A 16,630-nucleotide genomic window follows, 5' to 3' on the forward strand; every position below is an offset into this window, starting at 1 on the left:
GTGCTTGCTCCTTCGTCGCCTACGCACCGGCGCCTGACCGGCGACCCGGCCGCGGACCGGCCACTGCGTGGCCGCCGCTCCCTATGGGTCGCGGGTTGTGGCGGGGAGTGCGGTCATGGCGGACCTGGGGTGGACGGTGTGGTTGGGGGTGTGGTGATGGCGGACCTGGGGTGGATCGAGGGGCTGGGTAGTGCAGCAGGGCTGCGGGCTCTCGAGAGGCGGTGTGGCGGCCTCGGGGTGCTCGGTGCGGTGGGGTGTGGTGACGGCGCACCTGGGTGCACGGAGGGGCTGGGTAGTGCAGTACGGCTGCGGGCTCTCGAGAGGCGGTGTGGCGGGCTCGGTGTGGTGGGGGTGTGGCCCAGGTATGGCGGTTTCCGCGGGTCCTGGCACGATCGGGGGTGTGAATGCGCAAGTGGAGACGGTCGTCGACTTGGATGCCATTGCTCACAATGTGCGGGTGTTGCGGGAGTACGCGCAGGGGGCCGCTGTGATGGTGGTGGTCAAGGCGGATGGGTACAACCACGGGGCGGTGGAGGTGGCTCGGGCCGCGTTGGGGGCGGGGGCTCGGGAGTTGGGGGTCACCACCGTCGGTGAGGGGCTGGCTTTGCGGGCGGCGGGGATCACGGCGCCGATCCTGTGTTGGCTCAATACCGTTGACGCCGACTACGCGGCCGCGATCGGGGCCGGTATCGAGATCGGGGTGTCTTCGTCGGCTCAGTTGCGAGCCGTGGAGCGGGCCGCGGTGGCGGTGGGGCAGACCGCGACGGTGACGGTGAAGGTCGATACGGGGCTCAATCGCAACGGGGTATCGGTGACGGAATATCCGCAGGTCTTGCGGGCTCTGCGAGGGCTCGTCGACGGGCAGGTGGTGCGGTTACGCGCGATCTTCTCCCATCTCGCCCATGCCGACGAGCCGGGGCACCCGATGGTGGATCGACAGCGAGAACGGTTCATCGAGGCGATCGCGCTGGCCAAGGAACACGGCCTCGAACCCGAACTCGTGCATCTGTCGAACTCGGCGGCCACGCTGACCAGGCCCGATCTGCGTTTCGACATGGTGCGGCCCGGTATCTCGGTGTACGGGCTCTCGCCGATACCGGAGCTCGGGCAATTCGGGTTGAAGCCCGCGATGACGTTCCAGGCGGAGGTCGCGCTGGTGAAAGAAGTGGCGGCAGGTGAGGGCGTGTCGTACGGGCACCGGTGGATCGCCCCGCGCGACACCACGATCGCCCTGGTGCCCGCGGGGTACGCCGACGGTGTATTCCGGTCGCTGAGTGGTCGTTTCGAGGTGTGGTTGGGCGGGGCGCGACACCGTAATGTCGGACGGGTGTGCATGGACCAGTTCATGGTTGACCTCGGCGACAACGCGGGCGGAGTGCGCGAGGGCGACCGCGCGGTGCTGTTCGGCGGCGGCGCGGGACACCCACACGCGCTCGACTGGGCGCGGGCGCTGGACACGATCGACTACGAGGTCGTCTGCGCGCCGCGCGGCCGGGTTGTTCGCCGCTACGTGGGCACCGGCCGATGACCCGGCGCCAGGTGATCCGCCGCGGCGGTATGGCTACCGCGGGGCTGCTGGCGGGGCTTGCCATCGCTCACACACTGCGCCAGATCGGCGCGCGGGTGATGTGGCCCGCCGAACGCGACGAATACCGCGAAGAGAACTTCGCCCTCATCGATACCGACGAACCGGGAGCGGTACTCGCCGACGACGGGGTGTCGCTGGCCACGCGCACCTTCGGCGACGACTCCGCCGAGGTCACGGTCGTTTTCGTGCACGGATTCTGCAACAGCATGGAGTCGTTCCACTTCCAGCGCCGCGACCTCGCGCAGCAGTGGGGCCCCCGGATGCGGATGGTTTTCTTCGATCTGCGCGGGCACGGACGCTCGGGCACGCCGAGCACCGACAGCTGCACTGTCGCCCAGCTCGGCCGCGACCTCGCCACCGTCGTGCGCGAGTGCGCGCCGACGGGGCCGGTCGTGCTGGTAGGGCATTCGCTCGGCGGCATGGCGGTGCTCGCGGCGGCCGCGCAGTTCCCTGAGCTGTTCGCCGCCCGGGTGCGCGCGGTGGCCCTGCTGAGCACCGCGGCCGCCGAGGTGACCGCCACCGGGATCTCGCAGCTGATCCGCCATCCCGCGGTCGACGGATTCCGGCTCGCGGCGCGGACGGCGCCGATGCTGGTGCAGTTCAGCCGCAGCGCGAGCAAGCACGTGGTGACGCCGATCCTGCACGTCAGCTCGTTCCACGGCTCGGTGAGTCCCACGCTGTCGCGGTTCACCACGATGATGATCGACCGCACCCCGGTCGGCACCATCGAGAAATTCTTGAAAGCGATTGAACTGCACGACGAATCGGCGGCGTTGCCGGTCCTCGGTGAAATGCCGGTGCTGATTCTCGGCGGCGCGCACGACATGGTGATCCCGTTCCGCAACTCCCGCGCACTGGCGGCGGAACTGCCGAGCAGCGAACTGGTCCGGGTGCGTGAGGCGGCGCACATGCCGCACCTGCAATTCCCCGACGTGAGCCTGGCCGCACTCGATCGGCTGCTGGCGCGCGCGGGGATCACCGCGAGTGGCGAGGAGGCCGTCGGTGGCTGATCCACACCAGCGCGTCCTGGACACCGTCGAGGACACCGAAGCGTTCGGACGCGAGCTGGCCGCTACTCTGCGACCGGGTGACCTGGTTGTCCTCGACGGCCCGCTCGGCGCCGGGAAAACCGCACTGACCAGGGGGATCGCCGCTGGGCTCGGTGTCGCGGGCCGGGTCAGCTCGCCGACGTTCATCATCGCGCGGGCGCACAAGGCGGGGGTGCGGCCGGACGGCACGCCCGGGGTGGCGATGGTGCACGTGGACGCCTATCGCCTCGCCGGCGACCTCGACGAACTGGACTCGCTCGACCTCGACACCGATCTGCACCACGCCGTCGTCGTCGTCGAATGGGGCAAGGGGGTGGTCGAACACCTCGCCGACCGGCACTTGCGGGTGCAACTCGCCCGGGAGCCGGAATCCGATGTGCGCACGGCGATCTGGGAATGGATCGAATAACGGGCCGGCAGCGGCGCACCGGCGCGCGCCGAGTGCCGATACCACCCGGTATTGTTGAGACAATCATGCTCGTACTAGCAGTCGACACCGCGACACCCGCCGTTACAGCGGGATTGGTGCACCTGTCACCTGCCGGTGAATCCGGCGCCCGGCCCGCAGTGGCGACGCTCGCTGCCCGCGTGAAGGTCGACGCCCGCGCGCACGCCGAGGTCCTCACCCCGCAGATCCTGGAATGCCTGGCCGAAGCGGGGGTGAGCCGCGGCGAACTCGACGCGGTCGTCGTCGGGCTGGGCCCGGGCCCGTTCACGGGGCTACGCGTCGGGATGGCCACCGCGGCCGCCTTCGGTGACGCGCTCGGGCTACCCGTGTACGGGGTGTGCAGTCTGGACGCGATCGCCGCCGACACCTTCGGCGAGCAGCGCGATCCCGGCGAACTGCTGGTGGTCACCGACGCGCGCAGGCGTGAGGTGTACTGGGCGAAGTATCTGGACGGGGCACGGATCGCCGGTCCCGAGGTGAACAAGCCCGTCGACGTGCCGGTCGGAGACGCCGCGGCGATCGCCGGCTCGGCCGCGCACGTGGACTATTTCGATCTGCCGGTGCTACCGAGCGAGACGCCGTCGCCTGCCGGACTGGTCGCTGTCGCCGCGCCCGCGCTGCTGGCCGGGGACGTGCCCGAGGCGCTGGTGCCGTTGTATCTGCGCAGGCCCGATGCGGTGGAGAACAGCTTCCGCACCCTCGACCGGACCGGGGCGTGAGTGCCGTGACCGAGTACCAGATCGCTCCCATGACGCTGCCCGACATCGACCGCTGTGTCGAACTCGAGCATCTGCTGTTTCCCGAGGACGATCCGTGGCAGGCGGTGTCGTTCCGGTCCGAGTTGGCCGGTGGGCACAACCGCTACATCACCGCCCGCGATCCCGACGGGGTGATGGTCGGTTATGCGGGCATCGCGCTGCTCGGTGACGACGCCCATCCCGAGGCCGAGGTGCACACGATCGGTGTCGACCCGCGATGTCATCGCGGTGGCATCGGCACGCTGCTGCTCGAAGCGCTGCTGGCGACGGCCGCCGAACGCGGCGGGCCGGTGTTCCTCGAAGTGCGCACCGACAACGCACCCGCTATCGCGATGTACGCCAAGCACGGGTTTCACATCATCGGGCTGCGCAAGAACTACTACCACCCCAGCGGGGCCGACGCCTATACGATGCGGCGTCCGGAACTGACCGCCGCGGCCGATGAATGGGCAGCGCGCGCTCGACAGGACGAGGTGTTGTCGTGATCGTCGTCGGATTCCACCAGACGGCCGACGACCAGCGGAGCGAGGCACTGTCGTGATCGTCATGGGGATCGAGAGCTCGTGCGACGAAACGGGAGTCGGCATCGTGCGCCGGCATTCCGACGGCTCTGTCGAACTGCTCGCCGACGAGGTCGCCTCGAGCGTCGACCAGCACGCGCGCTTCGGTGGCGTGGTGCCCGAGATCGCCTCGCGCGCGCATCTCGAGGCGATCGTCCCAGCGATGCGTCGTGCGCTGGCGACCGCGGGCATCAGCAAGCCGGACGCGTTGGCCGTCACCATCGGCCCGGGACTGGCAGGTGCGTTGCTGGTGGGTGTCGCCGCGGCCAAGGCCTACGCGGCGGCGTGGGATGTGCCGTTCTACGCGCTCAACCACCTCGGTGGACACGTGGCGGTCGACACCCTCGAACACGGCCCCATGCCGCCCGCGGTGGCGCTGCTCGTCTCCGGCGGGCACACCCATCTGCTGCAGGTCACCGATCTGGGTGAACCGATCATCGAACTCGGCAGCACGGTCGACGACGCCGCGGGGGAAGCCTTCGACAAGGTCGCGCGGTTGCTCGGCCTCGGCTATCCCGGCGGGCCCGCCCTCGACGCCGCCGCGCAGTCGGGCGACGCGCGTGCGATCGCGTTTCCGCGTGGCATGACCGGGCCCAGGGACGCGCGCTATGACTTCTCGTTCTCGGGCCTCAAGACCGCGGTGGCCCGCTATGTCGAGGCCGCGCAGCGTCAGGGCATCACCCCGGACCGGCTGCCCATCTCCGATATCGCCGCGTCCTTCCAGGAGGCGGTCGCGGATGTGCTGACGATGAAGGCGGTCCGCGCGGCGACCGACGTCGGCGTCGACACGATCGTGCTCGGCGGCGGCGCCACCGCGAACTCGCGCATTCGCTCTCTCGCCGAACAGCGTTGTGCCGCAGCGGGTTTGACGCTTCGTGTGCCCAAGCCGCGGCTGTGCACGGACAACGGCGTGATGATCGCGGCGTTGGGTGCGCATGTGATCGCGGCGGGCGCGCAGCCCGCTGAACTGACTGTCGCCACGGATCCGGGGCTGCCGGTCTCGGTGAGCGCCGTGCGGGGTTGACGTCCGCACTCCCGCGTTCACGTCAGCGGAAGGTGCTCGAAGCCCGGATGCGTCAATCGGCGGGTTGTGTGGGAGTCACGTCCGTGATGGTGGCAGGCGGGATCGGCAGTGTGCTGCTGGCGGGGGCCTGAGTAGGCGAGGTGCTGGGGGAGGAGGTCCGGGTGGGCGAGGTGTTGGGGGTGGAGGGGCGCTGCCTGCCCGCGCCGGATGAGCCGCTGTCCATGGGGCCGAGTGGGGACTCGGGGTAGGGGATCTGCGGGAGATTCGGGTCAGGGCGCAGGGTGGGTGCCGTTGTCGGGGAAGGTGCGGGCGCGTTCGCGCTCGATGTCGGCGCGGGGGTGGGCTGACCGGTGGTGGCCGCGGGAGGTTCGATCGCGGGCGGGGCGTTGGTGACGCCGGTGCGTTCGGTGCTCTCGCGATTGCCGGGGGTGGGCGCCGGGCTCGGCACCAGCGGTAAGGGGGATTGACGCACGGTGCTGCTGGTACCGGCGGGGGTGACGTCGGGGGTATCCGGGGTGACGGCCTGCACGCCGTAACCGATCACCAGTCCGACCACGACCACCGCGCCGACCAGTGTGCCGACGACCTTGGCGAAGGTGCCGCTCGGTGCGTCGGCGTGCGCGCCGCCCGTGAGTCCGGACGGCGCCGCGGCATCGGCGACCAGCGCGGCGCCTTTGGCGATCACGGCCTCCGGGTCGGGCACGGTCAACACGGGCACGTCCAGGCGCGAGTCGAGAGTGTCGATGACGCACGGGATGTTGGCGCAACCGCCGATCACGGCGACCGCGTCGGGGTATTTCGGCGCACGGGTGAACACCGACGTGGAGAACAGCGCGATATTGCGCAGCAGACCGTCGATGAGCTGCTCGAAATCCGGGCGGGTGAGCTCGAGCCCGTGTCCCGCGACGTGATCGATGGTGACCACGGGCGCCAGCGACAGGTGTTCCTTGGCGGCGCGGCCGCGGTTGGTGAGCGTGGTGCGGTTGGGCCGGGTGCCGCGACGGGCGTAGTGCAGGTCGACCAGGTGGTGGTAGACCAGCTCGTCGATCGCGTTGCCGCTCAGCGTCGGCGTCCGTTCACTGTGCAGGACCACACCTTCGGCGTGATCGGCCACCGTGACGGTGAGTCCGGTTGCGCCCAGGTCGATCACGGCCACGGTGGGGTAGCGGTCGAGCAGTCCGGTGTGGCGCAGGTAAGCGAGAGCGGCGGCGCCCTCGGTGACCAACCGCAGATCACGGTGCCTGCCGCAGGCGGCCCGGATGGCCTGTGCCTGTTCCTTGTTGCGGTAGGCGACGGCGACGCTGGTCGGTGGGCGCGTACGGGCCGTTTCGGCGCGACGATGGCCACCGGAATAGCGCCCGAGTGGTTCGCCGACCATCGCGGCCTGCGACACCGGTAGTTGGGTGGTCATCAACTCGATCGAGGACGACACGAGATCGCCGAGGTCGGAATGTGCCTCATCTGCGGAAACGACCCGGTAGTCGAAATTCTGCTCGCCCGCGGGCCCCGTCGCGACCAGTGCCGAGCACACCACCTCGTTCCCGGCCGAGATGCCGAGGGATGTTCGCATGTTCACCTCCCTTCAAGCCGATGGTTCTCTCCGAGCGAATGGCGCCTTCCTGTGCTATGTCACAGCCTGTTATGCGAACGTTACAGATTGTTGCAGGGGATGTGAAGATCACTGGCCAGTGTGGGCGTGTCGAAAATGCGGCATCGGCAGAACCCGACCTTGAGTGCTGGCACTCTCACGTATAGAGTGCTAGTCGGTACGTACCAGTCGGGCAACTGCCCAGCTGCACTCGTGCCTGCCGACTTCTGGGCTTGGCTCCGGCTCCCGCGACGACGGGGCTGTGCGCAGGGTCGCGAGCTGACCGAAACCCGGTCCGGGACACCAGTTCCGGACGACCGAATTTCCCCTGAAAGTGGAGGGCTCAACGTGGCGAGCGTGAACATCAAGCCGCTCGAGGACAAGATCCTCGTCCAGGCCAACGAGGCCGAGACGACGACGGCCTCCGGCCTGGTCATCCCGGACACGGCCAAGGAGAAGCCGCAGGAGGGCACCGTCATTGCCGTCGGAGCGGGCCGCGTCACCGATAAGGGTGACCGCATCCCGGTCGATGTCAAGGAAGGCGACGTCGTCATCTACAGCAAGTACGGCGGCACCGAGATCAAGTACCAGGGTGGGGAATACCTCATCCTCTCGGCGCGCGACATCCTGGCCGTCGTCACCAAGTAAGGCCAACGCCGCACCAGCGTTCCGCCCCGGCGTCTTCACAGACCCGGGGCGGCATGCGTTGCCCAGCGCCTTCGGCGTATCGGCTGGCAGTGAGCTGTTCGCGCAGACCCCGATGACGTCGCGATCGATCGCGACGTCGGGTCGTGCGCGACACGACTAAAGGATTGGAACTTATGCCCAAGCAGATCGAGTTCGACGAAAAGGCTCGCCGGGCTCTGGAACGCGGTGTCGACAAGCTGGCCGACGCCGTGAAGGTAACCCTCGGCCCCCGCGGTCGGCATGTGGTGCTGGCCAAGGCTTTCGGTGGCCCGACCGTCACCAACGACGGTGTCACCATCGCGCGTGAGATCGACCTCGAGGACCCCTTCGAGAACCTCGGCGCACAGCTCGTGAAGAGCGTCGCCACCAAGACCAACGATGTCGCCGGCGACGGTACGACCACCGCCACCGTGCTGGCCCAGGCGTTCGTGCGCGGCGGCCTGAAGAACGTCGCCGCGGGCGCCAACCCGATCACCCTCGGCCAGGGCATCGCCGCTGCCGCCGAGAAGGTGTCGGAGGTGCTGCTCGCGCTGGCCACCCCGGTCGCCGGTGAGAAGGCCATCGCCCAGGTCGCCACCGTCTCCTCGCGGGACGAGGAAATCGGCGAGATGGTCGGCAAGGCACTCACCACGGTGGGCAAGGACGGCGTCGTGACCGTCGAGGAATCCTCGACCACGAACACCGAACTCGTCATCACCGAGGGCGTGCAGTTCGACAAGGGCTACCTCTCGCCCTACTTCCAGACCGACCCCGAGACCCAGCAGGCCGTGCTCGAGGACACCTACGTCCTGCTGCACCGCGACAAGATCAGCTCGCTGCCCGATCTGCTGCCGCTGCTGGAGAAGATCGCCGAGTCCGGCAAGAGCGTGCTGATCGTGGCCGAGGACGTCGACGGCGAGGCGCTGTCGACCCTGGTCGTGAACTCGATCCGCAAGACCATCAAGGCCGTCGCCGTCAAGGCGCCGTTCTTCGGTGACCGTCGCAAGGCGTTCCTCGACGATCTGGCCGTCGTCACCGGTGGCACCGTGATCAACCCCGATCTCGGCGTCACCCTGCGCGAGGCCACCATCGAGCAGCTGGGTCAGGCGCGTCGCGTCGTCGTCACCAAGGACGAGACCGTGCTGATCGACGGCGCGGGCACCGATGACGACATCAAGGCCCGCAGCGCGCAGCTGCGTCGCGAGATCGAGGCCTCCGACTCCGACTGGGATCGCGAGAAGCTCGAAGAGCGTCTGGCGAAGCTGGCCGGTGGCGTCGCGGTGATCAAGGTCGGCGCTGCCACCGAGACCGCGCTCAAGGAGCGCAAGTACCGCGTCGACGACGCGGTCGCCGCCGCCAAGGCCGCGGTCGAGGAGGGCATCGTCCCCGGTGGTGGTTCGGCGCTCGTGATCGCCGCCGCCGCGTTGGTCGAGCTGCGTGACTCGTTCACCGGTGACAAGGCCGTCGGTGTCGAGGTGGTTCGCAAGGGCCTCGAGGCGCCGCTGTACTGGATCGCCAGCAACGCCGGTCTCGACGGTGCGGTTGTCGTCGCCAAGGTCTCCGAGGGCAAGGACGGCTTCAACGCCGCCACCCTGACCTACGGCGACCTGCTCGCCGACGGCGTCGTGGACCCGGTCAAGGTGACCCGCTCCGCCGTGGTGAACGCCGCCTCGGTCGCGCGGATGATCCTGACCACCGAGAGCGCCATCGTGGAGAAGCCGGCCGATGCCGACGACGACCACGGCCATCACGGTCATTCGCACTGACGTGTGAGGTGAAAGGCCCGCTGCCGGTCGATGCGGTGGCTGGGCTTGATGGTTGGTGATACGACGAAGGCCCCTGGATCGCTGATGCGGTCTGGGGGCCTTTGTGTTGTCCGCTAGCTGGCTACCGGCGGATCTTCGGCGCCGACCACGGCCAGTAAGCGGGCACGCAAGGTCGGAGGCGGTGGGGTGGGGGTTGCGGACGCGAGCTGGGCGAGTACTTCGCGGGTATCGCGAATCTCTCGCAGGAACTCGGTACACAGGGTTGGATCTTCGGTATCGATGATGGTCTGGATCGCGTGATGGTCTTCGTCGTCGATCAATCCGAGCGCGACGGTGTGCGCGAGATCGATCTGGGCTTCGTTCATCTCACGTCACCCCCAAACTTTTCTTCAGTCGTGTCAATCCGTCCCGAATTCGGGACTTAACGGTCGGTAACCCGATGCCGAGGTATTGCGCTACCTCCGCGTAGGTCCGCCCGCCGTAGTAGGCGAGCGAGATCGCCTCGCGTTGGGTCTCGGTGAGGGTCGAGAGCCCGCGCTGGACGGCCTGTTGTTCCAGTCTGCGTTCCACCTCCTCGGTGACCTCGTCGAATTCGTGACCGAGCACCCGGATCCCGTACGCGACCTCGCGCTGGGTATGGGCTTGCTCGGCACGAACCCGGTCGACCGCGCGCCGGTGCGCCAGCGTCATCAGCCAGGTCACCGCCGACCCCTTGGCGGGGTCGAAACTCGTGGCGGTGCGCCAGATCTGGAGATAGACCTCCTGAGTGGTCTCCTCCGCGTACCCGGGGTCGTGGAGCACCCGCAGGACCAGGCCGAAAACGCGCGCCGACGTCCGGTCGTACAGCTCGGCGAAGGCCTGCTGGTCTGACAGCGAACATCGTTGGAGCAGTGCAGCTAGCTCGACTCCTTCGGCCGCGCGTGCGGTAACCGCAGAATCCACGATCGGTGGCAAGGCTTCGCTTCGGAACCCATTCTGTGTCATCGGTCACGAATCTATCCCGCGGCTATGACCCCCCGGCGACCGGGGGTGTCTTTATTCGGGGTGCCAGCTGTTTGCTAGGGATTCGGCGCGCCACGCCCAGCGGATTGGAACAGATTTGCCAACCCCTCCAGACGGGTGCGGTGGACCTCAGACGGCCATCCGGCGCCGGTTGCGGCGGGCGTGCATCTCGCGTTCGGTCTCGGACATGCCACCCCAGATGCCATAGGGCTCGCTGACCTTGAGGGCATGGGTTCGGCACTGCATGAGGACGGGGCAGGCCCGGCAGATCTCCTTGGCGCGCATCTCGCGCGCGGTGCGGGCGCGGCCGCGTTCGCCGTCGGGGTGAAAGAAGACCGCGGAGTCCTGACCGCGGCACGAGCCACGCATCTGCCAGTCCCAGACATCGGCGTTCGGTCCGGGGAGGTGGGTGGGCATGGGCATGGTGAACTCCTTGTGGCGCGAGCTCGTCAGCGTTGTCGAGCGAGTGGTGCGGCAGGTCTGCGCGCCACCCGGTGGGGGTGGCCGGCTCGACGGTGCCTGACGGTGCCGCTCGGAGGTCGCTGCGATTTCGCGCGGCGCCGACCGTGGCGATGAGCTACGTTAGGTGCAGGCGGGAATTTACGTCAATAGTTCGGCGCATGAGTTCAGTAAATCTGCAACGCTGAAATTTAACCTACTCACTATTTACATTTCACACCCGATCCCTCCATACTGTTTGGTTGGCTATGGATCGGGTGTCTTCGCGTCTGCGAAGCATCCCCGGTTTTCCCAGGTCGCGCCGGTAGGAGCCGGGTTCGGGCGGGTGGTGCTTGGCGCGGGTGGGTGTGCCGGATCACAACGGCCCGACCGGGCCGACGGTGCGGAGATGGCGAAAACGGGACGCGAAGGTTAATTGCGCGAAACGCACGTGAATTCGAGAATTTGCGGTAGAGGCTCCGGCGGGTGGAGATTTACCTGATGGCAACATAGCCACCCGCGAGAAATGCTGATTGTTTGCTGAATAGCCCTCGCCGGTGCACAACACGCGAACCGCGCGGGGCGGGTCGCGGCTAGAGTCTCGGCGTGCAGACAAAGGCCTCACCCGCGGATATCGGTTCCGAAATACTCGCTTCGACTGCTTTCGGCGCCACTCCGGGCCTGGCCGCTACGGAGTTGCCGGAGCCCGCCGACCCCTTGTCACGGTGGTATCGCGCCGTCGCCCTCGCCGGGCAGGGTCGCTACGCCGCCGCCCGTGCCGACCTGCGGACAGTGGCCCGGACCACGACGAATCCCGGCCTGAAATCGCTCGTCGAGAGCACTCGCGGATCGCTGCTGCGCCAGCTCGGCGATCACGCCGCCGCGTCGACGTTCGACGGCCGTGCCGCCACGCTCGCGCTCGGCGCCACCGGAACCGCCCGCGCCGAGGCGCTGGCCGACGCGTATACGGGGCTGGCCGCCGACGCGCTCGGCACCGGCAGGCTCGCCCTGGCCCGCAAGGTGCTCGATCGCGTGCGGCCGCTGCTCGCCGACGCCCCCGCGCGTGCCGAGGTGCGCTGGCACTGGGTGCGCGCCGAGACCGCGCTCGCCGGCGGCGAATCCGCAGCGGCGCTACGCGACGCGGGGAAGGCGGTCGAACTGGCCGCGGCCCTGCCGTCGGTGCGCCACCAGGTGAAATCGGCACTGCTCGTCGCGGCCGCCACCGCCGCCGCCGGTGACCTCGCCGGGTCGGCGGAACTGGCCCGCCGGGTCGACGCGGACTGCCGCGAAAACAACCTGCTCCCACTGCGCTGGGCCACCGCGATGCTGCTCTCGGGAGTCGCCGAACCGGCTCTCGCGCGCGCCGCGGCGGACGAAGCCGCAGATCATGGCGCCCGTCTGCGTGACATGGGTGGGGTGATAGCCCCGCTGGGTGCCCGATTAGTTGACGGATGATCTTTCTGAGAGCTGGGTTAGAAGCGACCACGGCCGCTGGCGGCCGATCCGGGGGTCGCTATTGTTAGTCCCGTTCCGCCTTTTCGGTGGAAGCTCGGTCACATTCGACCGCGCCACTCGTAACGCCAGGAAAATCTCTGACGATGACGCATATGGGCGAAGAGTTGGACCTCGCCGTCGCTGCGGCTGCGCAGGGCGACAGGACCGCTTTAGCTCGGGTATTGGAACTGGTCCGTCCCTTGGTAGTTCGCTACTGCAGGGCGCGGATCGGGGCCGCGGAGCGCGGACAGCTCTCCGCGGACGATGTTGCGCAAGAGGTCTGTTTGGCTGTGATGACCGCCCTGCCCCGCTATCAGGATCAGGGTCGGCCCTTCATGGCCTTCGTGTACGGAATCGCTTCGCACAAGGTCGCCGACGCCCATCGCAACGCCGCACGTAACAAGGCGGAGGCGATGGCCGAAGTACCAGATGTCATATCCACCGACCAAGGTCCGGAACAGCGGGCTCTCGACTCGGAGACGAGCAGGCAGATGAACACTCTGCTGGCAACGCTCCCCGAGAAGCATCGAGAAATCCTGATCCTGCGTTTGGTCATGGGTCTGTCAGCAGAGGAAACCGCAGTCGCCGTGGGCAGCACGGCGGGGGCGATACGGGTTGCCCAGCACAGGGCACTCGCAAAACTGAAGTCACAAGTGGCGAGGGCAGGTGAAATGTATGGCTAGGGATGGCGAGCGCGGTTTAGGCGACCGGAAAGTGTGGCAGCGCGGATCGCACGACAGCGGTCCCTACGCCGCCGAGGATGCCGGTGACTCCGGACCGGTCGACATCGCGGCGGTGCGCGGCGATGACGCGCTCATCGACGCGATCGCGAGCGATGGTCCGGTTCATACCGACAGTCCCGAAGAGTTCCAGCTGGCATCGTTACTCGCGGATTGGCGGGCCGATGTACTGGCCGAGCCGATGCCCGCGGGCCCTGATCTGGACACCGTGTTCGCGGCGGTCAATCAGGAGATCGGTGCGCGGCAGGTTCGAGTCGGTGCTTCCTCGCGCGGACGTCTACGGCTGGTCCGCCCGATCTTCGGAGCAGCAGCGGCACTGTCGCTGGTGTTCGGCGGTATCACGGCTTTCGCGTACAGCGCGGCCCCCGGCGATCCGCTGTGGCGGGTCAAGGAGGTCGTGTTCAGCGAGCAGGCCCAGTCGACCGTAGTGCAGTACGCCGACGAAGATCTACTGGCCGCGCAGAATCTGCTCACCTCGGGCAATCCGGAACAGGCGAAGGCCAGGCTGGAACAGGCCTCGGCCAATGCGGGCCAGGTCAACGACCAGGGCAAGCGCGAGGATCTGATCGCGCGCTGGAACCTGCTGCGTGATCAGCTGCTGAAGGTCGCACCGGAGATCGGCGCGCAGTTGCCGCCGACCACGTCCGACCCGACCAAGCCGAGTTCACCCGCACAGGTCCCCCCGACGGCCGACCCCGGTACCACCGCTCCGGTGGCACCGACAGCTCCGGGGGCGGGCACCACCGATCCGTCGACCGAGCCGCCGGTCATCATGCAGTCGCCCGGTCCGGAGACCAAGCCGCTGGTTCCGCCGGTCGAGCCGACACAACCGCCCGTGACCACCGCGCCGGTGACGCCGGAACCGCCGGTCACCGTCGATCCGACGACACCGCCCACCACCATCGCCGAACCACCGCCGGTCGTGACCGTGCCGACGGTGGTTCCGACCTCGCATCAGCTGCCGCCGACGGTGCCACCCACACTGCAGGCCCCGCCCGCTGCGACGTTCCTGCCCACACCGGTCGTGCCGTCCCCCTGAGTGGTGATCACCGCGCATCGATGAATCGAATCAACGACGAAGGCCCCGAACAGGTTCGGGGCCTTCGTCGTATGTCGAGGGGTTTCCGGTGCGGGCCCGCGTGATCTCCCCACCACGCGTGACCGAGGTGGGGACCGCGAGGTCCCGCGACGGGCTCAGCTGTGCCGAGTCGCCGCGGAGCTCAGTTGTCGAACCCGTCGAAGCCGTCGCCGTGGAACGCCTCGTTCATCGAGGCGTCCGCGTAGCCGCGGCAGTAGTCCCACGTGACGTAAGCCTCGGGGGTGGGATCGTAGGCGGGCTCGTGGGGACGGACGGTGCCGTCGACGAGTAGCTGCAGCAGGTTGGCCCGCAGCATGTCCCAGTCGTGGTAGTGATCTTGCCGACAGTCCTCACAGCTGACGACCAGTCCGCGGATGCCGCGGTGGGCCAGCAGGGCTTCGTATACGGCGAGGTCTGCGAGATCTTCCTCGACCGCGAGGCGCTCATGAGGATCCAACGGCTCACCGGGCTCGATCGCATCGAGCGCGGCAGACGGGTCGGAGGGGTCTCCGGCGAAGGGATCCGGCGGCAGGCCAGGTGGTAGATGGTCACGCACATCCCCACGGTACGCAGTACTTGGTGCATCGCGCCAGCGATGCACGGGGCAAGTTTTGCCGAAGGGCTCACTTCACAGCCGTCCACAGGCGCCGGATACCATGGAATACAGGCGTCGGCGACTTTGTTCTTGCCGACCATCCGAAAGCTTTTTCCGCTCGAGCACCGATGCGCCGTGTCCACTGCGTCGGTTGCTATGACGACCAGGAGGGGTCGATCCGAATGAGTAATCCCGTGTCGGGCGAACGAATCGCGGTGCGCCCTCCTACGGGGGGCGACGATCCGACCAAGATCGCCATGCTCGGCCTCACGTTCGACGACGTGCTGTTGCTGCCTGCCGCCTCGGATCTCATCCCCAGCTCTGTCGAGACGTCCAGTCGACTGACCAGGGACATCACCCTGCGCACACCGCTGGTGAGCTCGGCCATGGACACCGTCACCGAGGCGCGCATGGCCATCGCCATGGCGCGTGCGGGCGGTATGGGTGTGTTGCACCGCAACCTCTCGGCCGTCGATCAGGCCGCCCAGGTGGAGACGGTGAAGCGCTCCGAGGCGGGCATGGTGACCGACCCGGTCACCTGTCGTCCCACCGATACCCTCGCCGAGGTCGACGCCATGTGCGCCCGCTTCCGGATCTCGGGTCTGCCGGTGGTGGACGAGACCGGTGCGCTGGTCGGCATCATCACCAACCGCGACATGCGCTTCGAGGTCGATCAGGACCGTCGGGTGGACGAGGTGATGACCAAGGCGCCGCTGATCACCGCGCGTGAGGGTGTCACCGCCGAGGCCGCGCTCGGTCTGCTGCGCCGCCACAAGATCGAGAAGCTGCCGATCGTCGACGGCAACGGTCGCCTGCGCGGCCTGATCACGGTCAAGGACTTCGTCAAGACCGATCAGTACCCCAACGCCACCAAGGACCGCGACGGCCGCCTGCTGGTCGGCGCCGCGATCGGTGTCGGCGAGGACTCCTGGTCGCGTGCCATGACGCTGGCCGACGCCGGGGTGGACGTGTTGATCGTCGACACCGCGCACGGCCATCAGTCGCAGGTGCTGCAGATGGTCGCCAAGGTCAAGGCCGAGGTCGGTGACCGCATCCAGATCGTCGGCGGCAATGTCGCCACGCGTGCGGGCGCCGCCGCGCTCGTCGAGGCGGGCGTCGACGCGGTGAAGGTGGGTGTGGGCCCCGGCTCCATCTGCACCACCCGGGTGGTCGCCGGTGTCGGCGCACCGCAGATCACCGCGATCCTCGAGGCCGTCGCCGCCTGCAAGGCCGCGGGTGTCCCGGTGATCGCCGACGGCGGCGTGCAGTACTCCGGCGACGTCGCCAAGGCCATCGCCGCCGGCGCGTCCACCGTGATGCTCGGCTCGCTGCTCGCGGGCACCGCCGAGTCGCCCGGCGACCTGGTGCTGGTCAACGGCAAGCAGTTCAAGGCCTACCGTGGCATGGGCTCGCTCGGTGCCATGCAGGGCCGTGGACAGGCCAAGTCGTACTCCAAGGACCGCTACTTCCAGGACGACGTGCTCGCCGAGGACAAGCTCGTCCCCGAGGGCATCGAAGGTCGCGTCCCGTTCCGCGGCCCGGTCAACCAGGTGATCCACCAGCTCGTCGGCGGCCTGCGCGCCGCGATGGGCTACACCGGTTCGCAGAACATCGAGCACCTGCAGGGTGCCCAGTTCGTGCAGATCACCGCCGCGGGCCTCAAGGAAAGCCACCCGCACGACATCACGATGACCGTCGAGGCCCCGAACTACACCGGGCGCGGCTGAGTACAATAGATGCGTTTGTGCTCCGGGAGATAAGCTCCCGGCGCACAAGGGCAATGCAGGCTGACTCCGCCTCCGCCGCCTATCGCATTCCCGGTCCCGCACGCCCCGA

General features: G+C 68.2%; 17 protein-coding genes. 12 read left to right on the plus strand and 5 right to left on the minus strand.

The window, feature by feature from the left end; all coding sequences use genetic code 11:
- Positions 1-364: 364 nt before the first annotated feature.
- The 6 genes from alr (at position 365) to tsaD (ending at position 5,427) form a co-directional block, all read left to right on the plus strand.
- Positions 365-1,528 carry an alanine racemase gene (gene alr / locus ACFWUR_RS26665; RefSeq protein ID WP_378910435.1) on the plus strand — a complete coding sequence of 388 codons (1,164 nt, stop codon included), beginning with the start codon at positions 365-367 and terminating at the stop codon, positions 1,526-1,528.
- The gene (locus ACFWUR_RS26670) at positions 1,525-2,598 is read left to right on the plus strand and encodes an alpha/beta fold hydrolase (protein WP_378910436.1); all 1,074 of its coding nucleotides are present in this window, start codon (positions 1,525-1,527) and stop codon (positions 2,596-2,598) included. Before alr ends, ACFWUR_RS26670 begins: the two co-directional genes overlap by 4 nt.
- Positions 2,591-3,046: a tRNA (adenosine(37)-N6)-threonylcarbamoyltransferase complex ATPase subunit type 1 TsaE gene (gene tsaE / locus ACFWUR_RS26675; protein WP_056818220.1), complete on the plus strand. Its 456-nt coding sequence runs from the start codon at positions 2,591-2,593 to the stop codon at positions 3,044-3,046. Before ACFWUR_RS26670 ends, tsaE begins: the two co-directional genes overlap by 8 nt.
- 65 nt (positions 3,047-3,111) lie before the next feature.
- The gene (gene tsaB, locus ACFWUR_RS26680) at positions 3,112-3,804 is read left to right on the plus strand and encodes a tRNA (adenosine(37)-N6)-threonylcarbamoyltransferase complex dimerization subunit type 1 TsaB (RefSeq protein ID WP_378910438.1); all 693 of its coding nucleotides are present in this window, start codon (positions 3,112-3,114) and stop codon (positions 3,802-3,804) included.
- A 29-nt stretch (positions 3,805-3,833) separates the two neighbouring features.
- A complete protein-coding gene (gene rimI / locus ACFWUR_RS26685; protein WP_378910533.1) occupies positions 3,834-4,328 on the plus strand; it encodes a ribosomal protein S18-alanine N-acetyltransferase in 495 nt (164 codons plus the stop codon).
- Positions 4,329-4,380: 52 nt separating this feature from the next.
- Positions 4,381-5,427 (plus strand): tRNA (adenosine(37)-N6)-threonylcarbamoyltransferase complex transferase subunit TsaD, encoded by a 1,047-nt coding sequence (gene tsaD / locus ACFWUR_RS26690; RefSeq protein ID WP_378910439.1) that lies wholly within the window; start codon positions 4,381-4,383, stop codon positions 5,425-5,427.
- A 52-nt stretch (positions 5,428-5,479) separates the two neighbouring features.
- Here tsaD and ACFWUR_RS26695 read toward each other — a convergent pair whose 3' ends face one another.
- Positions 5,480-6,997 (minus strand): Hsp70 family protein, encoded by a 1,518-nt coding sequence (locus ACFWUR_RS26695; RefSeq protein ID WP_378910441.1) that lies wholly within the window; start codon positions 6,995-6,997, stop codon positions 5,480-5,482.
- Positions 6,998-7,363: 366 nt separating this feature from the next.
- On the opposite strand from ACFWUR_RS26695, the gene groES reads away from it, so the two are divergent.
- Together groES and groL are read left to right on the plus strand one after the other, a co-directional pair.
- On the plus strand, positions 7,364-7,663 hold the full coding sequence (groES, locus tag ACFWUR_RS26700; RefSeq protein WP_056818214.1) for a co-chaperone GroES: 300 nt from the start codon (positions 7,364-7,366) through the stop codon (positions 7,661-7,663).
- Between the two features lie 173 nt (positions 7,664-7,836).
- Positions 7,837-9,447, plus strand: a complete 1,611-nt coding sequence (gene groL, locus ACFWUR_RS26705) for a chaperonin GroEL (protein WP_378910442.1) — start codon at positions 7,837-7,839, stop codon at positions 9,445-9,447.
- 113 nt (positions 9,448-9,560) lie between these two features.
- Here groL and ACFWUR_RS26710 read toward each other — a convergent pair whose 3' ends face one another.
- From ACFWUR_RS26710 to ACFWUR_RS26720, 3 genes are all read right to left on the minus strand, one after another.
- On the minus strand, positions 9,561-9,812 hold the full coding sequence (locus tag ACFWUR_RS26710; protein WP_378910443.1) for a hypothetical protein: 252 nt from the start codon (positions 9,810-9,812) through the stop codon (positions 9,561-9,563).
- Position 9,813: 1 nt separating this feature from the next.
- Positions 9,814-10,431, minus strand: a complete 618-nt coding sequence (locus ACFWUR_RS26715) for a sigma-70 family RNA polymerase sigma factor (protein WP_378910445.1) — start codon at positions 10,429-10,431, stop codon at positions 9,814-9,816.
- 147 nt (positions 10,432-10,578) lie between these two features.
- Positions 10,579-10,872, minus strand: coding sequence for a WhiB family transcriptional regulator (locus ACFWUR_RS26720; protein WP_022567299.1), 294 nt, complete (start codon positions 10,870-10,872; stop codon positions 10,579-10,581).
- A gap of 621 nt (positions 10,873-11,493) precedes the next feature.
- Between ACFWUR_RS26720 and ACFWUR_RS26725 the strand changes: the two genes are divergently transcribed.
- From ACFWUR_RS26725 to ACFWUR_RS26735, 3 genes are all read left to right on the plus strand, one after another.
- The gene (locus tag ACFWUR_RS26725; RefSeq protein WP_378910446.1) at positions 11,494-12,342 is read left to right on the plus strand and encodes a hypothetical protein; all 849 of its coding nucleotides are present in this window, start codon (positions 11,494-11,496) and stop codon (positions 12,340-12,342) included.
- A gap of 143 nt (positions 12,343-12,485) precedes the next feature.
- Positions 12,486-13,064: a sigma-70 family RNA polymerase sigma factor gene (locus ACFWUR_RS26730; protein WP_266296525.1), complete on the plus strand. Its 579-nt coding sequence runs from the start codon at positions 12,486-12,488 to the stop codon at positions 13,062-13,064.
- Positions 13,057-14,160, plus strand: a complete 1,104-nt coding sequence (locus ACFWUR_RS26735) for an anti-sigma-D factor RsdA (RefSeq protein WP_378910447.1) — start codon at positions 13,057-13,059, stop codon at positions 14,158-14,160. Before ACFWUR_RS26730 ends, ACFWUR_RS26735 begins: the two co-directional genes overlap by 8 nt.
- Positions 14,161-14,341: 181 nt before the next feature.
- On the opposite strand, the gene ACFWUR_RS26740 is transcribed toward ACFWUR_RS26735, so the two are convergent.
- Positions 14,342-14,755 (minus strand): DUF5319 domain-containing protein, encoded by a 414-nt coding sequence (locus ACFWUR_RS26740; protein WP_022567296.1) that lies wholly within the window; start codon positions 14,753-14,755, stop codon positions 14,342-14,344.
- 221 nt (positions 14,756-14,976) lie between these two features.
- Here ACFWUR_RS26740 and guaB point away from each other — a divergent pair, with 221 nt between their 5' ends.
- Positions 14,977-16,521, plus strand: a complete 1,545-nt coding sequence (gene guaB / locus ACFWUR_RS26745) for an IMP dehydrogenase (RefSeq protein WP_378910449.1) — start codon at positions 14,977-14,979, stop codon at positions 16,519-16,521.
- Positions 16,522-16,630 lie beyond the last annotated feature (109 nt).

The sequence above is a fragment of the Nocardia sp. NPDC058633 genome (assembly GCF_042717045.1).
In the GTDB taxonomy this organism is placed as follows: Bacteria; Actinomycetota; Actinomycetes; order Mycobacteriales; family Mycobacteriaceae; genus Nocardia.